Source organism: Castellaniella sp. (assembly GCF_049673105.1).
Taxonomy (GTDB): domain Bacteria; phylum Pseudomonadota; class Gammaproteobacteria; order Burkholderiales; family Burkholderiaceae_B; genus Castellaniella.
Window position 1 is genome coordinate 44668 of sequence record NZ_JBATXG010000017.1, and the last position, 26197, is coordinate 70864.

Annotated in this window: 25 protein-coding genes and 2 tRNA genes; 12 read left to right on the forward strand and 15 right to left on the reverse strand. The window is 61.7% G+C overall.

What is annotated here, in order from left to right:
• Positions 1-174 precede the first annotated feature (174 nt).
• Complete coding sequence (gene purB, locus WBF69_RS06340) at positions 175-1551, forward strand: adenylosuccinate lyase (RefSeq protein ID WP_424262355.1); 1377 nt, start codon at positions 175-177, stop codon at positions 1549-1551.
• A 119-nt stretch (positions 1552-1670) separates the two neighbouring features.
• Positions 1671-1746: transfer RNA gene (locus tag WBF69_RS06345), tRNA-Lys, on the forward strand.
• A 102-nt stretch (positions 1747-1848) separates the two neighbouring features.
• Here WBF69_RS06345 and WBF69_RS06350 read toward each other — a convergent pair.
• Both WBF69_RS06350 and WBF69_RS06355 read right to left on the reverse strand, forming a co-directional pair.
• A complete protein-coding gene (locus tag WBF69_RS06350) occupies positions 1849-2214 on the reverse strand; it encodes a pyrimidine dimer DNA glycosylase/endonuclease V (protein ID WP_424262357.1) in 366 nt (121 codons plus the stop codon).
• Between the two features lie 69 nt (positions 2215-2283).
• Entirely contained in the window at positions 2284-4335 is a 2052-nt protein-coding gene (locus WBF69_RS06355; RefSeq protein ID WP_424262359.1) for a CocE/NonD family hydrolase, read from the reverse strand.
• Between the two features lie 223 nt (positions 4336-4558).
• Between WBF69_RS06355 and WBF69_RS06360 the strand changes: the two genes are divergently transcribed.
• Together WBF69_RS06360 and WBF69_RS06365 are read left to right on the forward strand one after the other, a co-directional pair.
• Positions 4559-5488 carry a 2-hydroxyacid dehydrogenase gene (locus WBF69_RS06360; RefSeq protein WP_424262361.1) on the forward strand — a complete coding sequence of 310 codons (930 nt, stop codon included), beginning with the start codon at positions 4559-4561 and terminating at the stop codon, positions 5486-5488.
• Complete coding sequence (locus WBF69_RS06365; protein WP_424262363.1) at positions 5488-6219, forward strand: hypothetical protein; 732 nt, start codon at positions 5488-5490, stop codon at positions 6217-6219. Before WBF69_RS06360 ends, WBF69_RS06365 begins: the two co-directional genes overlap by 1 nt.
• Here WBF69_RS06365 and WBF69_RS06370 read toward each other — a convergent pair.
• The gene (locus tag WBF69_RS06370) at positions 6197-7297 is read right to left on the reverse strand and encodes an ADP-ribosylglycohydrolase family protein (RefSeq protein ID WP_424262365.1); all 1101 of its coding nucleotides are present in this window, start codon (positions 7295-7297) and stop codon (positions 6197-6199) included. The two genes, WBF69_RS06365 and WBF69_RS06370, sit on opposite strands and share 23 nt — an antisense overlap.
• A gap of 131 nt (positions 7298-7428) precedes the next feature.
• Between WBF69_RS06370 and WBF69_RS06375 the strand changes: the two genes are divergently transcribed.
• A complete protein-coding gene (locus tag WBF69_RS06375) occupies positions 7429-9414 on the forward strand; it encodes an acetoacetate--CoA ligase (protein ID WP_424262367.1) in 1986 nt (661 codons plus the stop codon).
• A gap of 68 nt (positions 9415-9482) precedes the next feature.
• Complete coding sequence (locus WBF69_RS06380) at positions 9483-10397, forward strand: M14 family metallopeptidase (protein ID WP_424262369.1); 915 nt, start codon at positions 9483-9485, stop codon at positions 10395-10397.
• A 195-nt stretch (positions 10398-10592) separates the two neighbouring features.
• Here WBF69_RS06380 and WBF69_RS06385 read toward each other — a convergent pair whose 3' ends face one another.
• Positions 10593-12182 (reverse strand): sensor domain-containing diguanylate cyclase, encoded by a 1590-nt coding sequence (locus tag WBF69_RS06385; protein ID WP_424262371.1) that lies wholly within the window; start codon positions 12180-12182, stop codon positions 10593-10595.
• Positions 12183-12324: 142 nt separating this feature from the next.
• Here WBF69_RS06385 and WBF69_RS06390 point away from each other — a divergent pair.
• A tRNA-Met gene (locus tag WBF69_RS06390) sits at positions 12325-12401 on the forward strand.
• A 368-nt stretch (positions 12402-12769) separates the two neighbouring features.
• On the opposite strand, the gene WBF69_RS06395 is transcribed toward WBF69_RS06390, so the two are convergent.
• The 5 genes from WBF69_RS06395 to WBF69_RS06415 all read right to left on the reverse strand — a co-directional run bounded on the left by WBF69_RS06395 (position 12770) and on the right by WBF69_RS06415 (position 16004).
• On the reverse strand, positions 12770-13282 hold the full coding sequence (locus tag WBF69_RS06395; RefSeq protein WP_424262373.1) for an integrase core domain-containing protein: 513 nt from the start codon (positions 13280-13282) through the stop codon (positions 12770-12772).
• Positions 13283-13346: 64 nt separating this feature from the next.
• Positions 13347-14084, reverse strand: coding sequence for an arsenical resistance protein ArsH (gene arsH / locus WBF69_RS06400; RefSeq protein ID WP_424262375.1), 738 nt, complete (start codon positions 14082-14084; stop codon positions 13347-13349).
• Positions 14081-15169 carry an ACR3 family arsenite efflux transporter gene (arsB, locus tag WBF69_RS06405; protein ID WP_424262377.1) on the reverse strand — a complete coding sequence of 363 codons (1089 nt, stop codon included), beginning with the start codon at positions 15167-15169 and terminating at the stop codon, positions 14081-14083. The genes arsH and arsB overlap by 4 nt, the downstream gene beginning before the upstream one ends.
• A 6-nt stretch (positions 15170-15175) precedes the next feature.
• Positions 15176-15664 carry an arsenate reductase ArsC gene (locus tag WBF69_RS06410; protein WP_424262379.1) on the reverse strand — a complete coding sequence of 163 codons (489 nt, stop codon included), beginning with the start codon at positions 15662-15664 and terminating at the stop codon, positions 15176-15178.
• Between the two features lie 13 nt (positions 15665-15677).
• Positions 15678-16004, reverse strand: a complete 327-nt coding sequence (locus tag WBF69_RS06415) for an ArsR/SmtB family transcription factor (RefSeq protein ID WP_424262413.1) — start codon at positions 16002-16004, stop codon at positions 15678-15680.
• Between the two features lie 280 nt (positions 16005-16284).
• On the opposite strand from WBF69_RS06415, the gene WBF69_RS06420 reads away from it, so the two are divergent.
• Positions 16285-16446 carry a DUF1328 family protein gene (locus WBF69_RS06420; protein ID WP_424262381.1) on the forward strand — a complete coding sequence of 54 codons (162 nt, stop codon included), beginning with the start codon at positions 16285-16287 and terminating at the stop codon, positions 16444-16446.
• Between the two features lie 66 nt (positions 16447-16512).
• Here the strand turns inward: WBF69_RS06420 and WBF69_RS06425 are convergent, their stop codons facing one another.
• Positions 16513-17175: a DUF924 family protein gene (locus WBF69_RS06425; RefSeq protein WP_424262383.1), complete on the reverse strand. Its 663-nt coding sequence runs from the start codon at positions 17173-17175 to the stop codon at positions 16513-16515.
• Between the two features lie 187 nt (positions 17176-17362).
• Here WBF69_RS06425 and WBF69_RS06430 point away from each other — a divergent pair, with 187 nt between their 5' ends.
• From WBF69_RS06430 to WBF69_RS06445, 4 genes are all read left to right on the forward strand, one after another.
• Entirely contained in the window at positions 17363-17584 is a 222-nt protein-coding gene (locus WBF69_RS06430) for a heavy-metal-associated domain-containing protein (RefSeq protein WP_424262385.1), read from the forward strand.
• A 73-nt stretch (positions 17585-17657) separates the two neighbouring features.
• The gene (locus WBF69_RS06435) at positions 17658-19562 is read left to right on the forward strand and encodes a heavy metal translocating P-type ATPase (protein WP_424262387.1); all 1905 of its coding nucleotides are present in this window, start codon (positions 17658-17660) and stop codon (positions 19560-19562) included.
• A 13-nt stretch (positions 19563-19575) separates the two neighbouring features.
• Positions 19576-20286: a Crp/Fnr family transcriptional regulator gene (locus WBF69_RS06440; protein WP_424262389.1), complete on the forward strand. Its 711-nt coding sequence runs from the start codon at positions 19576-19578 to the stop codon at positions 20284-20286.
• 141 nt (positions 20287-20427) lie between these two features.
• The gene (locus tag WBF69_RS06445; RefSeq protein WP_323016520.1) at positions 20428-20637 is read left to right on the forward strand and encodes a cold-shock protein; all 210 of its coding nucleotides are present in this window, start codon (positions 20428-20430) and stop codon (positions 20635-20637) included.
• Positions 20638-20813: 176 nt separating this feature from the next.
• Here the strand turns inward: WBF69_RS06445 and WBF69_RS06450 are convergent, their stop codons facing one another.
• The 5 genes from WBF69_RS06450 to selD are packed head-to-tail and all read right to left on the reverse strand — an operon-like array spanning position 20814 to position 26177.
• On the reverse strand, positions 20814-22484 hold the full coding sequence (locus WBF69_RS06450) for an FMN-binding glutamate synthase family protein (RefSeq protein WP_424262391.1): 1671 nt from the start codon (positions 22482-22484) through the stop codon (positions 20814-20816).
• Positions 22485-22519: 35 nt separating this feature from the next.
• Positions 22520-23002, reverse strand: coding sequence for a DUF3293 domain-containing protein (locus WBF69_RS06455; protein ID WP_424262393.1), 483 nt, complete (start codon positions 23000-23002; stop codon positions 22520-22522).
• Positions 22980-23573 (reverse strand): DNA-3-methyladenine glycosylase I, encoded by a 594-nt coding sequence (locus WBF69_RS06460; RefSeq protein WP_424262395.1) that lies wholly within the window; start codon positions 23571-23573, stop codon positions 22980-22982. Before WBF69_RS06460 ends, WBF69_RS06455 begins: the two co-directional genes overlap by 23 nt.
• 35 nt (positions 23574-23608) lie before the next feature.
• Positions 23609-25099: a helicase HerA-like C-terminal domain-containing protein gene (locus WBF69_RS06465; protein WP_424262397.1), complete on the reverse strand. Its 1491-nt coding sequence runs from the start codon at positions 25097-25099 to the stop codon at positions 23609-23611.
• A 28-nt stretch (positions 25100-25127) separates the two neighbouring features.
• Positions 25128-26177 (reverse strand): selenide, water dikinase SelD, encoded by a 1050-nt coding sequence (gene selD, locus WBF69_RS06470; protein WP_424262399.1) that lies wholly within the window; start codon positions 26175-26177, stop codon positions 25128-25130.
• Between the last annotated feature and the right edge of the window lie 20 nt (positions 26178-26197).

Here is a 26197-nt window from a genome sequence, read left to right on the forward strand (position 1 = left end):
AAGTCCGACCGATACCGTCCCTTTTTGGGTGGATTCGGCGGGCGGGTGTGGTATATCCGCCCAAAGCCTTGACACTGGGGGCAAATGTTAGAATCGCTGCTTGACCTGTCTGCGGCAGAATTTGCCGCTTCCACGGGCGCTGTTGGCTGGCGTCCTTCATTCCACTTGTTCAAGATGCAGATCGATTCCTCCCTGAGCGCCCTGAATGCGCTGTCGCCCCTGGACGGGCGCTATGCGGCGAAAGCCGATTCTTTGCGGCCCTTCCTGTCGGAGGCCGGTTTCATGGCGCATCGCGTCGAAGTGGAAATCGCCTGGCTGATCGGCCTGTCCGATGCCGGCTTGCCGGAGCTGGCCGCCTTTTCGCCGGCGGCACGGGCGCGGCTGCAGGCGCTGGTGCAGAATTTTTCCGAAAGCGATGCGGCCCGGATCAAGGCCATCGAACGCACGACCAACCACGACGTCAAGGCCGTGGAGTATTGGCTGAAGGAACAAGTGGCCGATGATGCGGAATTGTCGCAGGCTGCGGAATTCATCCACTTTGCCTGCACCTCGGAAGACATCAACAACACCTCGCACGCCCTGATGTTGGGCCGGGCGCGTGCGCATGCCCTCGTGCCGGCGCTGGAAACAGTCGTGGCGCGGCTGCGCGAATTGGCCCACCAGCACGCGGATCAGCCTTTGCTGTCGCGCACCCACGGCCAGCCGGCCACGCCCAGCACCATGGGCAAGGAATTCGCCAACGTGGTCGCCCGTCTGGACCGTGTTCTGGACGCCATCCGCGCCGTGCAGCCACTGGCGAAGATGAACGGCGCCACCGGCAATTACAACGCCCACCTGGCAGCCTATCCGGAGATCGACTGGCCCGCCTTTTCGGGTGAGGTGCTGGGCGGCCTGGGGCTGACCCAGAATGCGTATTCGATCCAGATCGAACCGCATGACTGGATGGCGGCCCTGTTCGACGCCATCGGGCAGGCCAACACCATTTTGCTGGACCTGAATCGGGATGTCTGGGGCTACATTTCCCTGGGGTATTTCAAGCAGCGCCTGAAGGACGGCGAGGTCGGTTCGTCCACCATGCCGCACAAGGTCAACCCGATCGACTTCGAAAACTCCGAAGGCAACCTGGGCCTGGCCAATGCCATGCTGCGTCACTTGTCGGAAAAATTGCCGGTGTCCCGCTGGCAGCGCGACCTGACGGATTCCACGGTCTTGCGCAATCTGGGCGTGGCACTGGGCTACAGCCTGATCGCCTATGACGCCTGCCTGCGTGGTCTGGGCAAACTAGAGCTGAATGCCGCCGTCATCGATGCCGATATCGACGCCTGCTGGGAAATCCTGGCCGAACCCGTGCAGACCGTCATGCGCCGCTACGGCCTGCCGCAGCCCTACGAACAACTGAAGGCGCTGACGCGGGGCAAGGGTATCACCCAGGACGCCCTGCGCGAGTTCATCACCGGCCTGGATCTGCCGGCTGAACCCAAGGCCCGTCTGCTGGCCATGACGCCGCGCAGCTACATCGGGCTGGCCGCTCAGTTGGCTCGGGCCATCTGATCGGACACGGATCCCCCGCCTGTTAGGCGGGGCGCACCCTGCCGGTTTCGTGCTGCGCCGGGGTTTTTGCGCCGCAACGTGAATGGGTGTATAGTTTCGTTCTTCGCAAAATCTGCGAAGGGCTGTTAGCTCAGTTGGTAGAGCAGCGGACTCTTAATCCGTCGGTCGACAGTTCGAGTCTGTCACAGCCCACCAGGATTATCAAGGACTTAGGCGCGAGCCTAGGTCCTTTTTATTTGGCGTCTGGCGTGGGCTGGGGGCGGGCGCGAGGGTTTCCGACCCTGTCGTGGGCAATAGTCAGGCGCTACGCTCTTGGATTCTGGCTCGATTCAATACCAGCGCTTCGGCGGTCGGCTCCCAGTCGCCCCAGTAAGCGTCGGGTGTTCCGGGGAAATCCTCTCTGCGAACGCCGGAGAATGCAGGTTTGTATCCGCGCTTCTTCATCTCGGCGATCAGTTCCGCGTGACGCCTGGCCAGATATCCAAGCCTGGTATAGAAGAAGAGCAGATGACCTTTGCCGAGGGTATAGGTCGCCGGTTGGGACAGGCCCCCGCGAGCAGCCGCTTTCTGCGCAAGGGTGAACACCCTGGGTAGCTCCCTGTACTCGGCGACGAGATGAGGGCCGCTGAGCTCTTGGACAGGTATGCAATTGATGCGGGTCATGGTGTTCGGATTAGTGATGCTTTTTCGGCAGTGGTTGGGTGCGAGGCCGGCAGGGTTGGGGCCGCATCCTCATTGATACCTGCGCGGAATGCGCTGCGTCCAGGTCTTTTCTCGGACCAGTTCGCCGTTCTGGCGCAGAGTCTTGGTGAATGTGACGTTGAAAGACGAGGCGTCGGATTCGATTTGCGCTTGGGTCGACAGGTCTATTTCCCTGCCCTTGATGGTGAAAATGTTTCGGCGCTCGCCCTGGTAGCGGGCGTTGGCGGGTGTGGCGTCGTTGACGTCCCATCGGTAGGACTCGCTGGAACGGTAGGTGTTGCCGTGAAGGGTCCAGCTGATGTCGCTGGCTGTCGTGAAGGTCGAATCGCCGGTGTGTTCATTGCGAACGCTGTTGAATACAGGGCCGTTGTTTTCCAGTCCTTTGCCAAAAGGCGCCGCGTCGCTGGGTTCCGGCGGGGGCAGGACGCACGTTGGGTCCGTTTCGTTTTGCACCGGCACCACGGGCAATTCCAGCCATGTGTCCTTGCTGAGCGAAAGGCTGGTGGCACCGGGCGTAGGGCTGGGCCAGACCATGGGGAATTGCGCATTGGCCACGGCCAGACGGATGCGATGACCGGGCTTGAAGCGCCAGGTGGTGAAGTGAATCGAAGTCGCCAGTGTAGTGGGTTCGCCGGGAATCAGCGCCACGGGTTCAAGCCGTGAAAACCGCTGAGAAGGATTGATGATGGCGCCGCTGACCAGGGACACCTTGCCATCCGGGGCGACGTCTTCCAGGCGTACGGTCCACTGATAGAAAGGCGCATCCGCCGCCACGCGCAGGCGCACTTGCGGCATGCCCATGATCTCCAGGGCTTCAGTCAGGGGGGCGGAATCGTAGACCAGGCTATGGGCGTCGTCCGCGGTCATATCGCCCGTTTGCTCGCCCCACCAGCCGCCGGCGGCCAGGCCGGCGCCGGCGCGGTAGCGCAGCGTTTGGGTGCTGGCCCGTGCGGCAGGAGCGGCGCTCAGTTGTTGCTTGGCCCGAGGGTAGAGACGTTGGCGAGTGCTGCCGTCCGCCGGCCACTGCTGGTCGCAACGCCAATAACCGGGGACGGTGCCCAGGTCTGTGGCGGGCGCGTGCCCGGTGCGCATGAAGGCCATCCGGCGGGGTTCATCCAGAATTCCGTTATCGATTCCTTTGAGCCAATAATCCCACCAGCGCAGGGCTTTTTGCCGCCATTCGTAGTTGGGGCCGGGCACACCGTATTCAGGCCATGCGTGGTTCCAGGGGCCGATTTCCGCGATGACCGGCGCCTTGCTGGTTCGTTCCACATCCATGACGAAATCGCGGTAGCCGTCAAGCAGGCCGCCGATCAGATAGCTGGGAACTTCCAGAGGGGTTTTGAACTTCAGGGATTCCTGGCGCCAGAAATCGCCATCCTGTTGCTGGCGCAGCCAGGTGAATATCCAGGGCTCTCTGTCGAAGCGGTTCTGGAAATAGGCTGCGTCGATGCGATAGTCCGGGCTTTGCGGCATCGAATTGTCGGTATCGATCTGATGCGCATAGGAATCGATATGCAAGGCGCCGTCGATGTAGTGGACGTCGTTGTAGAAAAGATCGGTCGAGCCATGCGCGGCGATGATGGCCTTGAGCGCAGGCGGTTTTCTGTGGGCCGTCATCAGTGAGTTGAAGGCGCTCCAGGAAAGGCCGTACATGCCCACATTGCCATTGGACCAGTGTTTTTTGGACAGTTGCGCGATCAGTTCCTGGGCATCGGAAATTTCCGCTTGGGAATACTCGCTTTCAGGAATGGCGCCCTCGCTGCCCCCGGTGCCGCGCACGTCCACGCGGGCAAGCACATAGCCGCGCTTGGCGAAATAGGCGCCATATTCGTAGTCGCCCAACGCAAAAAAATCATCCTTGCGATAAGGCAGCATTTCCATGATCACCGGAAAGGTTTCCTCGGGGGTTTTGGCCACGGGCCGGTAGTAGGTCACGGCCAGGCGCACGCCGTCTCGCATGTCGAGCGTGTCGTTTTCCAGCAGGAATTCGTACTGTGCCGTGTCCGTCGTCGGCGCGGGATACCCGGCGCAGCCGAATAGCCCGCCGATCAGGGATAGGCATATGACAAGTTTCCCCAAGACCTCTGTTCCCCGTGTCATCGTGTGTCCCTATGGTGTCTCATGGCCCGCAATCATCGCAGTGGCTGTCGTTCTACGCAAGCCGGTATGAGTGAAGCGGCTTCTCTGGAACCCTGTGCTACAGTCCAGAGGGTCATTTTTGCGCTGTCCAGTCCAGCAGGGTCCGGGGTGCCCGGGGCTTGCCATTGACCTGGACGGTGCTTCAATTGGTGCATCTGTGCGTATGGACATTGTTTTCGCCTCTCGCCACGAATCGAACCCCCAGGAATGGGTGGCCGCCTTGCAGCGGGCGTTGCCGGAACATCGGGTGCGTGTGTGGGATACCCTTCAGCCACAGGGGCAGGCCGATATCGCCGTTGTCTGGGCGCCGCCCCCCGAACTGTTCTCGCATGAATCCCGACTGACGCATCTTTTCAATTTGGGGGCGGGGGTCGATGCCCTGCTGCAGATCCCGGATCTGCCTGATGGGCTCACGCTGGTGCGTATGGAAGACGGTGGCATGGCCGTGCAGATGGCGGAATACGTGCTGCACTACCTGATCCGTGAATCCCGTGATCTGGGCCGTTACGCGGACCTGCAGGCGCAGGCGCGCTGGCAGCCGCTGGCGGATATCGATCGGGATGCCTGGACCGTCGGGGTCATGGGCGGCGGCGTCATGGGCGCCCGTGTTGCCCAGGCTTGCGCGGCGCTGGATTATCCGGTGGCTGTCTGGTCGCGCAGCGGGCGCCCCGTCGCGGGGGCGCAATCCTACCGGCAGGATCAGCTGGCTGATTTTCTGGCCCGGACTCGCGTGCTGGTCAATGCCTTGCCCTTGACGGCGGATACGCGGGGGATTCTGTCGCGCGCCGTGTTCGATCAGCTGCGGCCCGATGCCTACCTGATCAACATCGCCCGGGGAGACCACCTGGTCGAAGCCGACTTGCTGGCCTGCCTGGACAGCGGGCGAGTGCGCGGGGCGGCGCTGGATGTCTTTTCCTGTGAACCGCTGCCGCCGGAACATCGTTTCTGGTCGGACCGGCGCATTCAGGTGACGCCGCATGTGGCCGGCGCCAGTCTGGTCTCTTTGACGGTGCAGCAGATCGCTGGCAAGGTCCGGACCTTGGTGCGGGGTGAGCCCATCACCGGGATCGTGGACCGGGCGCGGCAGTACTGATGGCTGCGTTAGGCGTCGTGCGCCGGACTGCGCAAGGCGCTCTGGCCGTGGCCCTGCTGTGGCTGCTGGGGGCCTGTGCCGCCCCGCCGCCGGACGGTCTGAAAGGCGAGTCGTTTTCTGCTGATCAATTGATGCAGCACGACATGAACCGCGTCCAGACGTTGGCCATGCGGGACAATCTGGACAGCCTGGTTAGGCTGCTGGAAAAGCTCTACCGGCGCAATCCAGGGGAGTGGCGCAAATCGGGTTTCACGGACCTGGAATCAGCCTTGACCCAGGGCGCGGCGCGGATTCGCACCGGCGAGACGCCTAAAGAACTGGAAGGCCTGCGGGATATCGAGGTGCTGTCCGTGGCGATGGACCCCCGCTATCCCGGCGACCGGGTGGCGGCCTTTGTGCTGGGGCTATCCGACATGATCATCACGGCGCACGGCGGGCACACCCGCTTTCATGTGACCGATGCCGTGGAAGCGCAGCACGTCTTCAATGCCGCTCGCAACCTGGAAATCGCCGCCTGGATGCTGGCCAGCCGCCGGGATGCTCAAGGGCGGCCTTTGTTGCTGTCCAACGAACTGGGTGATGGCGTGGCCAACCTGAGTTTCGAGCGGGAATTCGGTCGTATGATCGCCCGCCTGGATCTGGTGGCCGAATTGCAGGACGAAAGCGTCCGGCGCATCGGCATCAACTATCTGCAGGGGCTGCTGTTTTTCAATTTTCTACCCGTTCGTTAAACGCCTGACGGGCCAGCTGTTCAGCCCAGGCCAGCCGGTGATCGCTGTGTTCCAGGCCGCTCAGGAAACGGTCCGGAATGGCCTGGATGCCGCCGATGGCTCCGGCCAGCGCCCCGGTCAACATGGCTCTGGCCTGATTCTGGCCGCCGCCATTGACTGCATGCAGCACCGCGGATTCGAAATCCCCTTGGAAACGGCCCGCCAGATAATAAGCGGCAGGGAACTGGTGGTAGACCGCGCAGGGCATGCCGTAGACCAGGGACGCTTTCCAGGCCGGCTCGATGCGGATATCCGGATCGGTGGCCGCTTGCAGAACGCAGGAGGCGGTCAGCAAGGCATCGGGGGAAGGGAATTGACCGGCGTGCCGGGGGGCTTCGGGGCCGGGCGGCGGGACCTGTTCCCCGGTGGACGTGACCGAATGAAAGGGCAGGGCGCCATCGCGCACCAGCGCCATCAGGCGCGCGGATGTCTGGGTATCCAGCGGCTCGCCGCGCACCAGACTGCCCAGGACGCAACCGTAGGCCACGGTCATGGCCATGACCGTGGCGTCATGCTGAGTCAAGGCCGTGTTGGCGGATATTTGTCGCGCCAGTTCGGCGGGCTGATGCGCGTAGCGGATGGCCAGGACCAGCGTGCGTTCAGCGGCCTCGGTCGTGTCGGCCAGTCCGGATACCTGGCCCCAGGGGCGGTGTTCGCGTATCCGCAAGCGCCACGTTTCGCGGATCGATTGGCTGGTGTAGCCGCCTGGGCCGTGCATGGGAGTGCCGTCCAGTTGCGGGAACAGATCCTGGTCCAGCCGTCGGCAAAAATCGGCTTCGTCGTAGCCGTCGCGATCGACCAGAGACTGCGTGAGCAAGTCCAGGATGTAGCCGGCCTGCGAGGACTGTCCGGCCTTCAGACCGCCGTGGTAGCGGTCGGGCCGGGGGGCGGTGTAGTCCGTGATCCAGCTGCTGTAGTCGTGGCGCAAGGCGTCCAGGTCGTAGTACCAATGCGGCCCCAGCGCCAGCGCATCGCCGATATAAGCGCCCATGAGCGCGCCCCTGGCGCGCTGTTCCAACGTGATGTGTTCGTGTGCCATGCCCGATTCCAGATCGGTTCCAGAAGAGATCAGTATGCAACCGGCGCGGCGGCCAATGCAAGGCAGGGGCGAAATGCATGCATTCGGTATAAGCTTGTCACTTAAACTGTGTGCGGCGCGAGGAGAACCCGGTGAGCAGCACTGAACTCGACCCCCTGTGGACGCCTGACGCCAATCGCATCGCCCAGGCTCGCATCACGGATTATCAGCAGTGGCTGCACCGACGAAAGAGTCAGGTCTTTCAGGATTATCCGGCGCTGTGGCAGTGGTCCGTCGATCACCTGGAGGACTTTTACGAGTCGATCTGGGAATACTTCGATCTGCGCAGCTCCACGCCTCATCAGCGTGTCCTGGACCGTCGTGTGATGCCGGGGGCGCGGTGGTTCGAGGGCGCCCGTCTCAATCTTGCCGAGCAGGTCTTTCGTTTTCATCTGGACGAACCGGGCCGCCCGGCCATTGTGTCGCGGTCGGAAATCAGGCCCCAGCAGACGCTGTCCTGGGGCGACTTGCGTATCCAGGTGGCCGCCGTCGCGCAGGGCTTGCAAGCCCTGGGAGTGGGGCCGGGGGACCGCGTGGCCGCCTATTTGCCCAATCTGCCTGAAACCATGGTTGCGTTTCTGGCGGCGGCCAGCCTGGGGGCCATCTGGTCCAGTTGTTCGCCGGACATGGGCGTCAGCGGCGTGCTTGACCGGTTCCGTCAGGTCGGTCCCAAGGTATTGCTGGCGGTCGATGGCTACCGGTATGACGGCAAGGACTTCGATCGCCTGGCGGTGGTGATGGAATTGCGCGCTGCCTTGCCGACCTTGAACAAGGTCGTGCTGCTGCCTTATCTGAATCCCGATGCGCATCTGGACAGGGCGCTGTCGTGGCGTGAACTGTCGGCGCATACCAATGCAGCCTTGCGCTTCGAGCAGGTGCCGTTCGACCATCCTTTGTGGGTCGTGTATTCCTCGGGCACCACCGGCCTGCCCAAGCCCATCGTGCATGGTCATGGCGGCGTTCTGCTAAAAGGCTTGCAGGATATCGCTTTGCAAATGGATATCGGCCCGCAGGACCGGTTCATGTGGTTCACCACCACCGGCTGGATCATGTGGAATGTCCAGATGATGGGTCTGCTGGTCGGCGCCACGATTTGTCTGTATGACGGCAGTGCCAGTTACCCGGACATGAATGTGCTGTGGGACGTGGCGGATCAAGCGGATCTGACATTCTTTGGCGCAGGAGCGGCCTATTTCCAAGCGTGTCGCGAGGCAGGCGTCCAGGCGGGCGAGCGGGTGCGGCCGGGGCGACTGAAGACGGTCGGCTCCACCGGGTCGCCGCTGCCTGATCTGGGCTATCGCTGGCTGGCGCAGCAGTTTCCGGGTGTGCTGATCGCCGCCCTGAGCGGCGGGACCGACGTGGCTGCCGGCTATGTGGGGCCATGCCCCGTGCTGCCCGTTTACGCGGGCGAGATGCAGTGCTGTTATCTGGGCGCGGCACTGCAAGTCTATGATGATGAAGGCCGTCCGCTCGCCGACCAGGTGGGCGAATTGGTGATCACCGCACCCATGCCCAGCATGCCGCTGTATTTCTGGAACGATCCGGAAGGCAGCCGCTATTACGACAGTTATTTCAGCGTCTTTCCTGGCGTTTGGCGCCATGGCGACTGGATCCGCATCACCCCGCATGGCGGCGCCGTCATCTACGGTCGTTCGGATACGGTCATCAATCGCCAGGGTGTCCGCATGGGCACAGCCGAGCTCTATCGGGTGCTGGAATCCTTCCCCGAAATCCTGGACTGTATGATCGTCGATCTGGAATACCTGGGGCGCGAATCCTATATGCCACTGTTCGTGGCGCTGAGTCGCGGCCAGGTACTCGGCGATGATCTGCGCCAACGGATCAAGGCCGCGATTCGGGCGCAGTTGTCCGTTCACCATGTGCCCGATGAAATCCTGGTCGTCCCAGCCGTGCCGCGCACCCTGAGCGGCAAGAAAATGGAACTGCCCATCAAGCGCTTGCTGTTGGGCGAATCGCTGGACAAGATCATCAGTCCCGACGCCATGGCCAATCCCGACAGCCTGATGTGGTATCTGGCGTTCGGCAAAGCCCGCCGCCGGCAAGCGCCCCGAGCCTGATGCCTGATACTGCCGCCTGAACCCTTGTGCTACAGTGGCAGCCGAATTTTTGCCCTGGAGTCTCGCATATGTCGACGTCCTTTTACCCCATTGGCACCCCCGGCGTTCCCTGGGGGCCGGATGAAATCGCCGCCTGGCTGGGGCGCCGGACGCGGCAGCGCAGTTACGCAGACCTGGTGTTGCGCCGGATTGATGAGCTGCGGGAATTGTTCGATATCGTCCAATACGGCGAGCTGGACTATGCGCCTGATGCCTATCCGCTGATGGCTTTGCGCAGCCGCCGCTGGCAGGGCGATCGCCCGGTGGCCTTGGTCACGGGCGGGGTGCATGGCTATGAAACCAGCGGCGTCATGGGGGCCTTGCAGTTCGCCGCGCAGCATGCAGCGGCTTACGAAGATCATTTCGACCTGCTGATCGCGCCGTGTGTCAGCCCCTGGGGGTTCGAGCGCATCCATCGCTGGAATCCGCAGGCGCTGGATCCCAACCGGTCTTTCCGCGACCACAGCCCGGCGCCGGAATCCGCCGCGCTGATGCATCTGGTGGCCCCCTTCGCTGCGCGGGTGCGCGTGCATATCGATCTGCACGAGACGACCGACACGGACGAGTCCGAGTTCCGTCCCGCCCTGGCGGCGCGCGACGGCAAGCCCTTCATGTCCGGCGGGATTCCCGACGGCTTTTACCTGGTGGATGATGCGGATGCCCCGCAGCCGGCGTTTCAACAGGCCATCATTGATGCCGTTGCCCAGGTCACGCATATCGCCCCCGCCGATGAGCAAGGGCTGATCATCGGTTCGCCTGTCGTGTCGCCCGGCGTGATCCGCTATGCCTTGCGGCCTCTGGGCCTGTGTGCCGGCATGACCGATGCGCCTTACCGGACGACGACCGAGGTCTACCCGGATAGCCCGCAGGCAACGCCGGAACAGTGCAATGACGCCCAGGCGGCGGCGGTACGGGCTGCGCTGGATTACGCACGGATACATTGAGTCAGGGTAATTCCTGATCTTGCTGTCTTGTATTTGGAAAGGCAGGTGCCTATACTGGAATCGCTACCAAGTGGTAGTGATTCTTCGCCTCAACGGCGTCGACTTTGCACTGCGCCCATGCAGTGCTTACTGCTCCAGTGGCAGTAGGGCCCCACCAAAAGGTGGGGCCTTTGCGTTTGGGGCTGCAGATACGGGCTAGGTCTGTGCAGCACTATCGTCGCTGACCACGACCCGGTTGCGGCCTGTCTGCTTGGCGCGATACAGGGCCTGGTCGGCGGCTTTCAGGGCAGATGTGGTGTCGGTCGCGTCCTCGGGCGACCAGGCGGCCACCCCGATGGAAACCGTCACGATCTCCCCAGGCAGGATATTGGCTTGTTCGATGCCGGCCCGCAGCCGTTCGGCGATGCCCGCCGCCGTGTCCAGATGCGTTCCGGGCAGCAGCGCCAGGAATTCCTCGCCGCCCATGCGAAACAGCGCGTCGCTTTCGCGGGCCTGGGTCCGCATCCAGTCGCCGATCTGGCGGATCACTTCGTCCCCCGTGTCGTGGCCATAGGTGTCGTTGATGCGCTTGAAGAAATCGATGTCCAGCGTGATGACGGTAAAGGCCTGGTCCATTGTCTGGAAAGTCTGCAAGGCCAGTCTGAGCCCGCGCCGGTTGCCCAGGCCCGTCAGGGGGTCCTGATAAGCCTCGTCGTGAAGCTGCCCCAGCTGCGCTTCGACCGTTCCCAGTCCCAACAGCAAGGCCCGCTGCAGGCGCTGCGCCTCGAAATACCAGCACGGCACAGAGCGGATGCGGCCCGCCATGCTGTCTTTGTAGCCGTCCTGCACAATGAGCGCCAATTCGCCCAGTGGACGAGAGACCCAGCCTGATAGAAACCAAAGCACGGTCAGCAGCAGGCCCGCCGGGATCAGGGACAGCCATAGCGTCCGGTGCATCAGGTCATCCAGCCGCGCCAGGGTCGCTTGGGTGGGGCGCTGAACGACGATGCCCCATTTGGCTGCGGGAACGTAGGAAAAGCCCGCCAGCATGTCGATGCCCTGGCTGTTGACGATGCGCTGCGCGCCCGATAAGCCCTGCAAGACAGTATCGATGGCAGGATTGGGAAAGGTGACTTCGGTGCCGATCCGGTTGCTGTCCGGGTGATGGAGCAGATGGCGGGTGTCATCCACGACATAGACGTATGTGTCGTTGCGGAAATAGTGCTGTCCGATCAGCCGTGCCAGCCCGCCGTCGGCTTTCAGATAGATGGTGCCGGACATATAGCCCAGATATTGCTTGCTGTCGGTGCGTAAGGGCTGGGTGACCCGGATAGCCAGATTGCCCAGGATCGTCGTGAATGGACTGCTGATCATGGCCGCCTGATGCTGCAGGGCGGGCAGCGGCACGGGGGGTTTCACCTGCCGTCCCTTGATGGCCAAGGTCTCGGGCGAGGTGGTGATGATCAGCCCGCGGCTGCTGGTGACGGATACTGCGTTGAACCCCACGCCCTGCGCCCGCAAACGGTCGGCCTCGGATTGCAGGACGGCGGGGTCCATGCCTGATTGGATGATGCGCTTGGCGGAATAGGCCAGGCCATCTTGGGCCTGCGTCAGCAGATCGGAAACCGAAGCAGCCAGTTTCTCAGCAAAAGCCTGGTTGGCCGCCAGGGTGTCCTCCATCAGCTGATCGCGCTGTATGCGGTAGGATCCCGCCATACCTGCCACCAGCATGGTCAGCACACTACCGATCGACAGCACCAGCACCAATTGGCGCAAGGTGATGCGAGAAGGCCGACGGATCCGCATGCCGAGATGCTCCTTTTTGTATTGAAATCATGTTGTTGCGGGCTCTGCCGATGGTTCAAGCCTACACCATCCGGGGGGCTTGGACCACTGGGCTCGTGGTCTGCTTGCAGTAAGAAATTTTCTTGCTATAATTTCGCTCTTTGGCGCATTAGCTCAGTTGGTTAGAGCGACGGAATCATAATCCGCAGGTCCGGGGTTCGAGTCCCTGATGCGCCACCAGAATTATCATTGTCAATCAATGCGTTATCGCCACCCTACCCGGTGGCGATTTTCGTTTCTGGCTCTGCCGGATTTCGCGTGATCCAGCGCACGCGGACCTTGGCCTCGGGTGCTGGCCGCAAGCGGGGCATAGCTGCAATCCAGCCCCGTTCTAGGTATTCCTGGGCTTCGCGCCTGTTGATCGCAGCGCCAGCCGTACAGCTTTGTAATGCGGCCTGCTGATTTCTTCAAGCCGGGACGGCCATGCGCACCACTTCCGGCAGTCCGGCAAGCTTTATTGTGCGATGTGGCCTATGCTGATGGGCTGACCGAAGCAAATCCGCTCCGGTCACTGATAGCGGGGAAGAAATGGACAAGAAAGATAAAGATCAGAAGCAAGAGGCGGCGAAGCCTGCAAACCCCAAGGCCGTGCCGAAACAGCCGCGTTGGCCAGGACTGGGCGGTAACTCAGGGATCAAAAACGCCAAGTCCGTGCATAGCCGCATGCCAACGGGACGCGGGTCGGCGCGGGGTCGATAGATGACGCGGCTGGCGTGCTGCAACGATTCAAAGCGGTGCCGGTGGGCACATTGCTCTTTCAGCGTCCGGATAACTCGCTCGACCATACCGTTCTGTTGCGGGTAATGCGGCGTCATGAACTCCTGGCGTAGGCTATAGCTGCGCACCGGCGCCGTGTAGCTGCGACTGGTAAAAACGAGCCCATTGTCCGACCGAAGCAGGAATGGCGCCGGTACCCGGCCCAGCGTGCCGAATCGAGCGATTAGGGTGTGCACCAGCGCGTTGCTGGCGGTCGCCACCTTGCCGCTGCGCGACAGGTGCCAACCCAACAGTTCACGCGTATGGCAGTCGATCACCAGCGCCAGTGTGGAGTAGCGAGCCATGCAACGTCAGACGTGTCAGTAGGTCGTGCAGGGCACAGATGCGCTGGCGGACGATCAGGTGACGTCATATTGACCGCTGATTCACTCGCGAGGACAGTTCCGCCGCACTCTCTTTGCGCTCGCTGTAGCGGTCGACCAAATACGATCCTACGTCTCGCGTCAATAGCGTGAATTTGAACAATTCCTCCATCACATCTACGACGCGGTCGTAGTAGCTGGACGGTTTCATGCGACCGTCATCATCAAACTCCATGAAGGCTTTGGCAACCGATGATTGATTGGGGATAGTCACCATCCGCATCCAGCGCCCGAGCACACGCATCTGGTTCAGTGCATTGAACGACTGGGACCCTCCGGATACTTGCATGACCGCCAGCGTCTTGCCTTGGGTGGGCCGTATCGCTCCCAGGGAAAGGGGAATCCAATCAATTTGAGACTTCATGATGCCGGTCATCGCGCCGTGGCGTTCAGGAGACGTCCACACCATTCCTTCAGACCATTGCACCAGTGCGCGCAGCTCCTGGACCTTAGGGTGAGTGTCAGGCGCGTCATCTGGCAGAGGCAGGCCGCTGGGGTCAAAGACCTTGACCTCACCTCCCATGGCCTCAAGGAGCCGAGCCGCTTCGAAAGTCAGCAGCCGGCTGTATGAGAGCTTGCGCGCCGAGCCATAGAGCATGAGAAAGCGTGGTTTGTGTGAAGACTGTCCGTAAGCAGTCAGTTTGGCTGCGGAGGGCGCTTCGAAGAGCGTCTTGTCGAGCGCAGGAAGTTCTGTAGGATTCTGAAGGTAGGAAATATCGGTCATGCAGATTTTTGAGGGGCAGGTTGGTGCGCTTCGTACCAGGGTTGTGTGCGCTTGACGACCGCGACCACGGCGAGCATCAGAGGGACTTCAATGAGTACCCCCACGACGGTTGCCAGTGCGGCGCCGGACTGAAAGCCAAATAGGCTAATCGCTGTCGCGACGGCCAGTTCGAAGAAATTGCTCGCACCAATCAGAGCAGACGGTCCGGCGACACAGTGCGCGACACCGAGCTTTCGATTGAACACATAGGCCAGGCTGGCGTTCAGGACAACCTGTATGAAGATGGGCACCGCAAGCAAGCCGATGACAAGCGGCTGCTCAAGGATGGCCTCGCCTTGGAAGGCAAAAAGCAGCACTAACGTCAGCAGCAGGGCACCGATGGACAACGGCCCGAGCTTGGCCGTGACTGCATGGAAATGGCCAATACCACGGCGCAGCAGCTGTTTGCGCCATACCTGAGCAATGGCGACCGGTACCACGATGTACAGGCCCACGGAGACGAGCAAGGTGTCCCAGGGCACCGTAATCGACGATAGCCCCAGCAGCAGGGCGACAACCGGCGCAAAGGCCACGACCATGATGGCGTCATTCAATGCGACCTGTGAGAGCGTAAAGTACGGGTCTCCTTTGCAGAGTTGGCTCCATACGAACACCATCGCAGTGCACGGTGCGGCGGCAAGTAAGATGAGTCCCGCTACGTAGCTGTCCAGTTGCTCGGATGGCAGGTACGGCGCAAAGACCTGTCGGATGAAAAACCACGCGAGCAGCGCCATCGAAAACGGCTTGACGGCCCAGTTGATGAAGAGTGTGACGCCGATGCCCTGCCAATGGGAAGTCACCTGGTTCAAAGCGCTAAAGTCGATTTTTAGGAGCATCGGGACAATCATGACCCAGATGAGTACTCCCACCGGGATGTTGACCTTTGCGATTTCCAGGCTGGCTACCTCCTGGAAAAATCCAGGCAACAGTTGGCCCAGCGTAATCCCGATGACGATACAAAGAGCGACCCAGAGTGTCAGGTAGCGCTCAAAAAATGAAATAGTCGGCCTGGTGGGCGTTTCGGCTGCCAAGGTTGATGCGGTCATACGAAACTATGTCTTGGAAATGTGAGAGAGGATGGCTTGCACTTCCGAGCTGTCAAGTTCATTCAGCGGATGGGCAAGCAATTGCAGCATGCGATAGCCAAGAGCCTGGCGGGTCAGTTCGAACGCACTGGCTTTTTGGTCCTCGGAAGCATTTGATGGGTCCGGGTATCCCCAATGAACCTTCACGGGTTTGCCGGGCCAGTATGGGCACTGTTCGGCGGCCGCGTTGTCGCATACCGTGATGACGATGTGTATGTCGGGTGCCGAGTCGCCTGTGAACTCGTCCCAGCTCTTGCTGCGATAACCTTCGATGCTTATCCCTGCAGCTTGCAATGCTGTCAAGGCGTGAGGGTTGATGCGCCCGCTTGGGGCACTACCAGCGCTGTAGGCACGTACGTCTTTACCGAGTACGCCTGCCCAGTGATTGAGCATGCCTTCGGCAAGCACACTGCGCGCCGAGTTGTGAGTGCAAAGTATCAAGACATTAGTGGTCATGGGCTGATTCTCGTCAACACTTGCATATATCGCCGCTGCTGTTGGCAGCGCAAGGTGCCCCTTGGCAGCAGTTTTCGGTGAGGTAGGACAGTAGCCGGTTCATGTTCTCGTATTCAGCTCGATAAATCAGGTTGCGCCCGGCTCGCTCCTGTGTCACGAGTCTTGTATTCGTAAGTTCCTTGAGGTGAAAGGACAAGGTTGCGGGCGGGATGGCCAGCTTGTCCTGCATGACGCCTGGGGTGAGGCCCTCGCCTCCAGCCACGACGAGCGCACGAAAAATTTCGAGACGCAGGGGCTGTGCAAGAGCTGCCAAGGCTTGAACAACATCTTTTATTTCCATATTTCGAGAATAATGGAAATATTTGAGGAAATCAATCAATAGAACATCGGCGGTTTGGATAAACGGTGGGATTGGTATAAGCCCTGGACCACACACAGCCACCAAAATGAAAATGCCCTCGGGGGAGGGCTCAGGTCAGAATCAGACCCCGTCCCTGTCTGCCGCGCCCTCGCTTTTATTGGCACATGACGTTTCAACCAAAAACACAGCCCGTACAAATTGCCGTGTATGGTGAAATCGTCAATTTTTGGGATGAAGCACCATCATCTAAGGAGGTCTCATGCTTCACTACGCTGTCGTGTTTCTCATCATCGCGTTGGTCGCAGGGTTTTTCGGCTTCTTCGGCATTGCCGGTATTGCCGCTGAAATTGCCAAGGTCCTCTTCATCATCTTCATTATTCTGTTTATCGTGTCCCTGATATTCGGGCGCAGGCGGGGATGACCGCCACACGCTGCCGGGTGTAGCGCGCGGTGGCGCGGGATTCGCCGATCGACTTCCGGTGCAGACTTAGCTTTCCGTAGCCCCTCCAAACGCCCGCACATGCGGAAATCTTCCCTGGGCGATATATGCCTCTTCCTCCGGGGTGGAGGGGCGGCCCAGCAGCCGGTTGCGGTGCGGATGTCTGCCAAAGGCGGCGATGACCTGCCGGACGTCATGGGCCTGCCGCACCAGGGATTGATAAATGTCCTGCAACGGCGGCGGCGCCTCGGCGGCGATGGCTTCGCGCAACTGGATCAGCAGATCCAGGCGGTCCAGGTGGTCCGGGCCTTCGCAGTGGCCCAAGGGCTGGCTGTAGACGATCTTGAACCAGGGGGTGGGCAGGGCGGTGTAGTGGCCGTTGGCCAGGCCTTCGATGGCCCAGGCCAGGGCCGTGGTGTCCTGCGCAAAGGCGCGGGCGCTGTCCCGCCAGGCGGATCGCGAGAACTGATCCTGCACGATGATCAGCGCCAGCCTGCCTTCGGGGCCGGATGCCCAGTGGTCCAGCTCGCCGGTGGCGGCTTGGGCCGTGATGGCCAGAAAGCGGGCGGTGATGTCGCTGTCCGCGCCGCCATGCATTCGCCAGCGCCAGTGGTTCTGGTGCATGGCGGCATCGATGTGTAGTGCACGGCCTTCGGGAAACCAGAATTCAAGAATAGCCTGCCACGCCGGCTGGTCGGCTTTGTATTGCATGCTGCGCCCCGCTGAGAATCGTCCTGTGTGAATGATATGAGGGTAACAAATGACTGGATTGTCATCACAAGGACGTGGTTGGCCGCCCTTGACGACAGATTTTTTTGAAACTTGTCGGCCGTCAATGTCTGGAATGGGCTTGCTCTCCTACCATGAAATCGTCATTTCATCGTTCAGGAGCAAAGTCATGCAAAAAGTCGTCTTCAATATGGAACCCTTCACTTGTCCTTCCTGTGTCAAAAAAATCGAGCAGGCAGTCGGGAAAATCGACGGGGTTCGCGATATCAAGGTGCTATTCAATTCGGGGCGCGTTCGGGCTGAATTCGATCCATTGAAAACGCATGCCGATGCGCTGCAGGACGTCATCGTCCGGCTGGGCTATCCAGTGCTGTCCAGCAAGATGTCCTGATCGGCGCCCGCCCATTGGCTTGTGATTTGCAGCCGGTGGGCGGCCATCAACCTGCGGATGCACGGAGCACGATATGAATACCATTAAAAATTCCCATGTTGCTGGCGTGACCGGCTTGATGCTGCTGATCGCATTTGCCCTGCATTGGGCGGGTCTTGCGCAGCCCAAAGAATATCTTCTGATCGCCTCTACTGTGGTGGCGGGTTATTTCATTGCCATCAAAGCGTTCAAGGCGCTGCGTATGAAGGCCTTCAGCATTGAATTGCTGGTGACGATTGCGGTGGTCGGCGCCCTGATCATCGGTGAATACGTTGAATCGGCAGTGGTGACGTTTCTGTTTATTTTCGGTGCCTATCTGGAAGCACGCACGCTGGAAAAGACGCGGTCGTCCCTGCGGAATCTGATCGATATGACGCCGACCGAGGCCACGGTGGTGCGCCCCGATGGCCATGTGCGAGTCCCGGTTGACGACCTGCGGCAGGGGGACCGCGTGCTGATCCGATCCGGGGAAAAAGTCGCCGTGGACGGTATCATCGTGTCGGGACAGGCCCTGATCGTCGAGGCGGCGATTACGGGGGAATCCGTGCCGGCCAGTAAGTCCCCGGGCGACCGGGTCTTTAGCGGCACCATCGTCGACAACGGCTATATCGAGGTCGACGCGGATCGCGTGGGCGACGACACCACGTTCGCCAAGATCATCGAGATGGTGGAAGACGCTCAGGAATCCAAGACCACCACACAGAAATTCCTGGATCGCTTCGCCAATATCTATACGCCGGCCATCGTGGTGCTGTCCGTCCTGGTGTATGCCGTATCGCGCAATGTGGAACTGGCGTTGACCTTTCTGGTGATCGCCTGTCCTGGCGCGCTGGTGATTTCGGCGCCGGTATCCATGGTGGCGGGCATCGGCAACGGCGCGCGCCACGGCGTCCTGGTCAAGGGGGGAGAGATCATGGAAAAACTCTCTCGGATCGATCTTGTGGTGTTCGACAAGACCGGCACCCTGACCAAGGGCAAGCCCGAAGTCACCGAGGTCAAGAGCTGGGGCATGGATGAAAACGGGTTGTTGCGTCTGGCTGCGCAGGCGGAAAAGGTCTCGGAGCATCACTTGGGGCAGACGATCGTGGCCGAAGCCGCCCGACGTGATCTGTCCCTGGCTGACGATCCCCAGGACGTGGAAATCATCAAAGGCGGCGGCATGGTCGCGAGGGTCGCCGGGCGGCATCTGGCCATCGGCAATCGTCAGCTGCTGGCGGACTGGGGCGTGTCCATCGATGAGCAGGCCGAGGCCTATGCAGCGATGCGCGAAAAAGCGGGCAATACCGCCGTGCTGATCGCCGTCGACCGGCAGTTGGCGGGGGTCATTTCCATCGCCGATCAGATCAAACCGGAAGCCAAGGAAGCCATCCGTCAGCTACGCCGCGCGGGTGTGCGCAAGGCGGTCATGCTGACCGGAGACAATCGCCATACGGCGCAGTTGGTGGGGGATGCCTTGGGGCTGGATGCAGTGCATGCCGAATTGCTGCCGCAGGACAAGGTGCGCTGGGTCGATACGTTCAAGCGGCAGGGCTATCGAGTGGCGATGGTGGGCGATGGCATCAATGACGCGCCGGCGCTTGCGACGGCGGATGTCGGATTGGCCATGGGGATAGGCGGCACCGATATCTCGATGGAAACCGCGGATATCGTGTTGATGTCCGACCGGCTGGATCAGTTCGCACATGCCTATTCTCTGGCCCAGGCCACGGTGCGCAACATGAAGCAGAATACCGTGCTGGCCGTGGGGACGGTGGCGTTGTTGCTGGCGGGCGTACTGCTGGGCCGGATATTCCTGGCATCCGGTATGCTGGTGCATGAACTGAGCGTGCTGTTGGTCACGCTGAATGCAGTTAGACTGATCCGTTACCGTGCGCGCGGGCAGGCGAGCCGCGGTATTGCCCGCGCCGACCGTCGCAGCGCGGTCCCTCGTGTGGAGTGAACAAGGAATCGGCATGACATCCAATGCTTCGTCCCAACCTGCCGAGCACACGAGCGAGCACATACCGACCGTGTGTGTCTCGCATGTGCCGATCTTCAATCACCTGCCTGTCGAAGAGCTGTCGGTCATCGCCGGCAAAGCATCGATGCGTATTTACGAGCGCGGGCAGTTCATCCATCACGCGGGCGATCCGTCCGATAAGCTTTTCATCGTGCACCGGGGCAGGATCAAGATCTATCGCCTGTCCGATACCGGCAAAGAGCAACTGGTGCGCATCCTGAATGCGGGGGATTTTGCCGGTGAGCTGGCGTTATTTTCATCCGCGGATCACGATTCCTACGCCCAGGCCATGCAGGCGTCCGAAGTCTGTACGATCTATCAGGCCGATGTGCATCAGCTGCTGCTCACCTATCCCGACATCAGTCTGCATATGCTGACCGAGCTGTCCCGGCGTCTGGGCGCCAGCGAAAAACAGACGGCGGCGATTGCCACGGAATCAATCAATGCCCGTTTGGCGCAGTATCTGGCCGATCAGGCGGAACAGGAAAACGCCAGTTGCTTCAGCCTGCCCATGAGTCGCAGGCACTTGGCGTCGTTTCTGGGGACGACGCCCGAAACGGTCAGCCGCAGGCTGGGCGAGTTCGAGGAGAGCGGCTGGATCCGGCAGATCGGGCAGCGCAAAATCGACATTCTGGATCTGGATGCGCTGCTGCTGGCGCAATAGTGTGTATCCAGACCAACAGATAGGTCGGGATTGCAGGCAGGATAAGTGCGTTATTTTGCAACAAGGCTGTTCTTGGCGGGATATATCGTTCAGAATAGTCACTAGGGAAATTTTACCCCTATACAACATTTAGGATTTACTTTGAAAACAGAAACAGGTGTCGTGAAGTGGTTTAACAACGACAAGGGCTTCGGCTTCATCATGCCGGAAAATGGCGGAAAAGACCTCTTCGCACACTTCAGCGAAATTCAAGGCACTGGTCATAAGACCCTGGAAGAGAACCAACGTGTCTCTTTCGTGGTTGGCCAGGGTCAAAAAGGTCCCTGCGCAACGCAAATCGTTGTGCTCTAAACTGCCCTAGGCAGTAGTGTTCCTGTGTGAACAGGATGAAAACGCCACCTTTCAGGTGGCGTTTTTTTTGCCGTCGGGCCGCCTCCCCAAGGCAAAAGCGCCCCCTTTTGTGGCAGCAAGCAGCCGTCTGGCTGCGCGGCGCGGGGGCTTTTTATAGGCGATGGCCGGCAGATCCTTCAACCAGCGGCGGATGCGTCCGGAATATGCTGGTCCGTGTGTCCTGACAGGGCGGCGCTCAGGCTGTACAGAGGCTCGAAGGATTCGGCCTGCGCCATTGGCCAGGCCGTGCGAAAGATCGTGTTGCGGAATGTGCCTTCCAGCAGTTCGCCTTTCTGAAGGTCGGGGAACAAGGCGGACAGGACGCGGATTTCGCCGCTGGCGATGCGTCGGGCGATATGGTGAGGGCGCAATTCGCCGGGGTGTTGCAGTCCGGCGGCGGCCAGCAGTTCGCCCAGGGCCTTCAGGGTATTGGCGTGGTAGTTGGCGACGCGTACGGATTTGTCGCCTACGACCAGGGCTTTTTGGCGGTCAGGGTCTTGTGTCGTGACACCTGTCGGGCAACGTCCGGTATGGCAGACTTGAGCCTGGATGCAGCCGATGGCGAACATATAGGCGCGGGCGCTATTGCACCAGTCGGCGCCCAAGGCCATGATGCGGGCCATATCAAAGGCGCTGATGACTTTGCCCGAGGCCCCCAGGCGGATTTTTTCCCGTAAGCCGATGCCGACCAAGGTGTTGTGCACCAGCCGCAGGCCTTCGCGCAGTGGCGTACCCACGTGATCCACAAATTCGATTGGCGCGGCCCCGGTGCCGCCTTCTGCGCCGTCCACCACGATGAAGTCGGGCGTGATGCCGGTGGCCAGCATGGCCTTGGCGATGGCGAACCATTCCCAGGGGTGGCCGATGCACAGTTTGAAGCCCACCGGCTTGCCGCCCGACAGCTCGCGCAGGCGCACGATGAAGTGCATCAGCCCGATGGGGGTGGAAAAGGCGCTGTGGCTGGATGGTGACAGACAATCATGGCCGGCGGGGATGCCGCGGGCGGCGGCGATTTCCTGAGTGACCTTGGGGGCGGGCAGCACGCCGCCGTGACCGGGCTTGGCGCCTTGGGACAGCTTGATTTCAATCATGCGGATGTTGTCGCGGCAGGCCATGTCGGAAAAACGTTCCGCTGAAAAACTGCCGTCCGCATTGCGACAACCGAAATACCCCGATCCCACGTTCCAAATCAGGTCGCCGCCGTGTTCCAGGTGGTAGCGGCTGACCCCGCCCTCGCCGGTGTCGTGGGCGAAATTGCCCAGCGCGGCGCCCTTGTTCAGGGCGCGCACCGCATTGGCTGACAGGGCGCCGAAACTCATGGCGGAAATGTTGAAGACGGACAGATCGACGGGTTTCTTGCAGTCCGGCCCCCCGACCGTGATGCGAAAGTCGGTGTCCTGGATATGGCTGGGCACCAGGGCGTGGTTCATCCATTCGTAGCCGTTCTGGTAGACGTCGCCCTGGGTGCCAAAGGGGCGCTGATCCATTTGCTGTTTAGCCCGCTGGTAGACCAGCGATCGGTCCACGCGCGAGAACGGCAGCTTCAGCGTGTCGTCTTCGAAGAAATACTGGCGCACTTCGGGGCGGATGAATTCGAACAGAAAGCGCAGATTGCCGATCACCGGGTAGTTGCGGCGGATCGCGTGCCGGGTCTGGTTCAGATCGTAGACCCCCAGGATGGATAGTGCCAGGAACAGCAGACAGGGCAACCACCAGGCGGCGTTCAGACTGAACGCCAGGCCCGCGCACAATACAGTCAGGGTGACGACGGCGTAAAAAGCGGTGTGGCGGGTAAAAAATTGACGCATGGCGGGCTCCGTCTGCTATTGGGCGAAGGCTTACCTTAGCAGACTGGGGTCCAGACCAGACGCGCCATCGTGTCGGCCGGACATTCGACCAGAGCATTTTGCCGGAAGCGGCGGGCCAGGATCAGTCCGATGGAGAGCGGCAGGCCGGGAATCCAAAGACTGGCTTCGTCCGGCCAGAGGCCCTGCGGGTCAAGCCCTGTGGCAGGCAGACAGGAAAAGCCCAGCACCTGGATGGCCTGACGCAGCGCACGCATCCGCCGGGCATTGGCAGCGGGCCGCAGGCGGCGGCTGCGCGGATTGCAGGCGCTCAGGATCAGGCTGTTGCGGCAGTGGTGCTGTTGGTGCAGGCGGGCCAGTTCGGGGTGCGTCCGACCGATGCGGATGAGCAAGGCCGGGGCGGTGTCGATCCGATAGAGCGCGTTGGTGTAGGCCTGGGCCAGAGCCGATGCCGCGGACGGGCTGGAATCGTCGTCGGTACGCGGCCTTGGACCGTGTTCAGGCGCGAGCCAGGGCGGCATGCCGATGACAGTCTGTCGTATGGTCCATCAGGCAGCCGATGGCTTGCAGATAGGCCTGGCAGATCGTCGGTCCGACAAAGGTGAATCCGTGGCCCTTGAGCAGGCGGCTAAGCGCTTGGGCTTCGGGTCCTGCGGTGGGGATGGCTTCATCCGGCGCATAGTGATGGATGCGCGGCCTGTGGTCCACCACCGACCAGATCAGAGCCGCCGGGTCGGGCAGGGCCAGCCAAGCGCGCGCATTGGTCCCGACCGCCTGCAGTTTCAGCCGGTTGCGGATGATGGCGGCATTCTGCATCTGGGTGTGCACCCAGGCGGCGTCGGTTTGCGCCAGGGCCTGGGGGTCAAAGTCAAAGAAGGCAGCGCGAAAGGCCTCGCGCCGGCGCAGAATGGTCAACCATGACAGACCTGCCTGGAAACCTTCCAGGATCAGCATTTCGAACAGATGCCGGGGATCGTGGGATGGGCTCCCCCATTCCTGATCGTGATAGCGCAGGTATAGCGGATCATTCGTGCACCAGCGGCAGCGGGGCAGGCTGTCGGGCGTATGCAGAGACTGTGCGCGAGAGGGCATGGGGCGATGCTGTGGTAGCGGGGCGGTGGAGCGCGTCAGCGCCGCCGTCCGACCAGGGAACCTAACAGGCCGCGCACCATCTGGTTGGCAGCATTACGCACCATGCTTTTGGCCACCGACTGCACCACGCCGTCGCGGCGACCGCCGCGCGGGCCCGTAGAGCCGAACAGGAAATCATTGAGCATGCCGCCCATGCCTGCCATGGCGCCAGGGCTGTCGGCGCCCTGCTCTGCAGCGGGTGCGGCGCCCTGGGCGCGGGTCTGCAGGACTTCGTAAGCGGATTCACGGTCCAGGGTCTGGTCGTATTTTCCGCCCAGCAGGGATGCGGCGCGCAAGGCCTGGCGTTCCGCATCGGTGGCGGGGCCGATCCGGCTGCCGGGGGCGGACATCCAGACGCGCTCGGTGGGGATGGGTTGGCCCTTGGGGTCCAGAAAAGAAATCAGGGCTTCGCCCACGGCCAGGGCGGTGATGGCGGCTTCGATGTCCAGGCCATCGCGCGGGCGCATGGTCTGCGCGGCGGTGCGCACGGCTTTTTGATCGCGGGGGGTGAAGGCCCGCAGCGCATGTTGCACACGGTGGCCCAGCTGGCCCAGCACGGTATCGGGAATGTCCGCCGGGTTCTGGGTGACGAAATAGACCCCGACGCCTTTGGATCGGACCAGGCGCACGATCTGCTCGATTTTTTCCAGCAAGGCCTTGGGCGCGTCCTTGAACAGCAGGTGGGCCTCGTCGAAAAAGAACACCAGCTTGGGTTTTTCCAGATCGCCGACTTCGGGCAGGCGTTCGTATAGGTCCGCCAGCATCCATAGCAGGAACACGCCGTACAGGCGCGGGGACTGCATCAGCCGGTCGGCGGCCAGGATGTTGATCATGCCGCGCCCCTGGGCGTCTGTGCGCATCCAGTCGAAGACGTCCAGCATGGGTTCGCCGAAGAATTGTTCCGCGCCTTCGGATTCCAGGCGCAGCAGGCTGCGCTGGATGGCGCCGATCGAGGCCGATGAGACCTGGCCGTACCGGGTGCGCAGTTCGCTGGCATGGTCGGCCACATGCTGCAGCATCGTGCGCAGGTCTTTCAGGTCCAGGACCAGCAGGCCCTGATCGTCGGCCACACGGAAGGTCAGGTTCAGCACCCCTTCTTGCGTGTCGTTCAGATCCAGCATGCGAGCCAGCAGCAGGGGACCCAGATCGGACACCGTGGCGCGGATCGGGTGGCCCTGCTGGCCGAAGATGTCCCACAGTGTGGCGGGACAGGCGCCCCACGCCGGCTCCGGCAGGCCCAGATCCTGCAGGCGCTTGTTCAGTTTTTCAGAGGGCGCCCCTGCTTGAGAGATGCCGCTGAGGTCGCCTTTGACGTCGGCCAGGAAGACCGGTGTGCCGATCCGGGAAAAGGATTCGGCCAACACCTGCAGGGTAATGGTCTTGCCGGTGCCGGTAGCGCCGGTGATGCAGCCGTGCCGATTGGCCATCTGGGGCAGCAATCCCGCCTGGAAATCGGTATTGCGCGCAACGATCAAAGGCTCGACCATGAAGGGCTCCGGGAAAGGGCGACAGCGTTCAGGATACCTGAATATGCGGTGAGCCGGCAGTCAGCCGACCGATGCGGGCGGCTTGCTGGAAGCCGTCGGCGCGCAGCAGCGCCAGGACCTCGTCAGCGGCATCGGCGGCGCAGGCGATCAGCAAACCGCCCGAGGTCTGCGGGTCGGTCAGCAAGGCCTGGGCTTCCGGGGGCAGGGCGGCAGCCAGCGTGACATCGGCCCCGCAGGCCATCCAGTTGCGCCCGGAAGCCCCGGTCTGAATGCCCTCGCGCGCCAGAGCGGGGGCCGGCTCCAGCCAGGGCAGGGCGGCGTAGTCCAGTTCAGCGCGCAGTCCCGACCCTCGGCACATTTCCAGGGCATGGCCCAGCAGGCTGAAGCCGGTCACGTCGGTCAGTGCGTGGACCGACGGCATCAAGGCCAGTTGCGCGCCCGGTGTATTGAGCCGGGTGGTGCTGTCGATCATGGCCTGGTAGCCGGTCGCATCCAGGCGATCTTTTTTCAGCGCCGCTGACAAAATTCCCACGCCCAGGGGTTTGCTCAGGATCAGGACATCGCCGTCTTGCGCCCGGTCGTTGCGTTTGATGTGATCGGGGTGCGCCAGACCCATGACGGCCAAGCCGTAGATGGGTTCGACCGAGTCGATGGAGTGTCCTCCGGCGATGGGAATGCCGGCTTGCTGGCAGACGGCGGCACCGCCAGCCAGCACGGCGGCGATGGTGTCGTGCGGCAGAGATTTCAGCGGCATGCCCACCAGCGCCAGGGCCATGATGGGGCGTCCGCCCATCGCGTAGACATCGGACAGCGCATTCGCGGCGGCGATGCGCCCGAAGTCGTGCGGGTCGTCGACGATGGGCATGAAAAAGTCCGTGGTCGCGATCAGCGCTTGTTCGTCGTTCAGACGATAGACGGCGGCGTCGTCGGACGATTGCGTCCCGACCATCAGATCGGGGAAAGGACCGGCGGGCAAGGCATGGCGCATCAGTTTGGCCAGCACGTCAGGCGCGATCTTGCAGCCGCAGCCGCCTCCGTGGGATAGCGAGGTCAGGCGGGGGATGGATGAATCAGTCATCGGAAAAACTCCAGGGCTGC

Bases quoted from the DNA above. Each gene is read 5' to 3' on its own strand.
- WBF69_RS06365 (WP_424262363.1), top strand. From the start codon at position 5,488: ATGGCTGCGTTAGGCGTCGTGCGCCGGACTGCGCAAGGCGCTCTGGCC.
- WBF69_RS06455 (WP_424262393.1), bottom strand. From the start codon at position 23,002: ATGCCGCCCTGGCTCGCGCCTGAACACGGTCCAAGGCCGCGTACCGAC.
- WBF69_RS06465 (WP_424262397.1), bottom strand. From the start codon at position 25,099: ATGGTCGAGCCTTTGATCGTTGCGCGCAATACCGATTTCCAGGCGGGA.
- WBF69_RS06370 (WP_424262365.1), bottom strand. From the start codon at position 7,297: ATGGCACACGAACACATCACGTTGGAACAGCGCGCCAGGGGCGCGCTC.
- WBF69_RS06425 (WP_424262383.1), bottom strand. From the start codon at position 17,175: ATGCAATACAAAGCCGACCAGCCGGCGTGGCAGGCTATTCTTGAATTC.
- WBF69_RS06410 (WP_424262379.1), bottom strand. From the start codon at position 15,664: ATGACCACTAATGTCTTGATACTTTGCACTCACAACTCGGCGCGCAGT.
- arsH (WP_424262375.1), bottom strand. From the start codon at position 14,084: ATGACCGATATTTCCTACCTTCAGAATCCTACAGAACTTCCTGCGCTC.
- WBF69_RS06350 (WP_424262357.1), bottom strand. From the start codon at position 2,214: ATGACCCGCATCAATTGCATACCTGTCCAAGAGCTCAGCGGCCCTCAT.
- WBF69_RS06385 (WP_424262371.1), bottom strand. From the start codon at position 12,182: ATGCGGATCCGTCGGCCTTCTCGCATCACCTTGCGCCAATTGGTGCTG.
- WBF69_RS06430 (WP_424262385.1), top strand. From the start codon at position 17,363: ATGCAAAAAGTCGTCTTCAATATGGAACCCTTCACTTGTCCTTCCTGT.
- arsB (WP_424262377.1), bottom strand. From the start codon at position 15,169: ATGACCGCATCAACCTTGGCAGCCGAAACGCCCACCAGGCCGACTATT.
- WBF69_RS06395 (WP_424262373.1), bottom strand. From the start codon at position 13,282: ATGGCTCGCTACTCCACACTGGCGCTGGTGATCGACTGCCATACGCGT.
- WBF69_RS06435 (WP_424262387.1), top strand. From the start codon at position 17,658: ATGAATACCATTAAAAATTCCCATGTTGCTGGCGTGACCGGCTTGATG.
- WBF69_RS06440 (WP_424262389.1), top strand. From the start codon at position 19,576: ATGACATCCAATGCTTCGTCCCAACCTGCCGAGCACACGAGCGAGCAC.
- WBF69_RS06415 (WP_424262413.1), bottom strand. From the start codon at position 16,004: ATGGAAATAAAAGATGTTGTTCAAGCCTTGGCAGCTCTTGCACAGCCC.
- WBF69_RS06460 (WP_424262395.1), bottom strand. From the start codon at position 23,573: ATGCCCTCTCGCGCACAGTCTCTGCATACGCCCGACAGCCTGCCCCGC.
- selD (WP_424262399.1), bottom strand. From the start codon at position 26,177: ATGACTGATTCATCCATCCCCCGCCTGACCTCGCTATCCCACGGAGGC.
- WBF69_RS06420 (WP_424262381.1), top strand. From the start codon at position 16,285: ATGCTTCACTACGCTGTCGTGTTTCTCATCATCGCGTTGGTCGCAGGG.
- purB (WP_424262355.1), top strand. From the start codon at position 175: ATGCAGATCGATTCCTCCCTGAGCGCCCTGAATGCGCTGTCGCCCCTG.
- WBF69_RS06360 (WP_424262361.1), top strand. From the start codon at position 4,559: ATGGACATTGTTTTCGCCTCTCGCCACGAATCGAACCCCCAGGAATGG.
- WBF69_RS06380 (WP_424262369.1), top strand. From the start codon at position 9,483: ATGTCGACGTCCTTTTACCCCATTGGCACCCCCGGCGTTCCCTGGGGG.
- WBF69_RS06450 (WP_424262391.1), bottom strand. From the start codon at position 22,484: ATGCGTCAATTTTTTACCCGCCACACCGCTTTTTACGCCGTCGTCACC.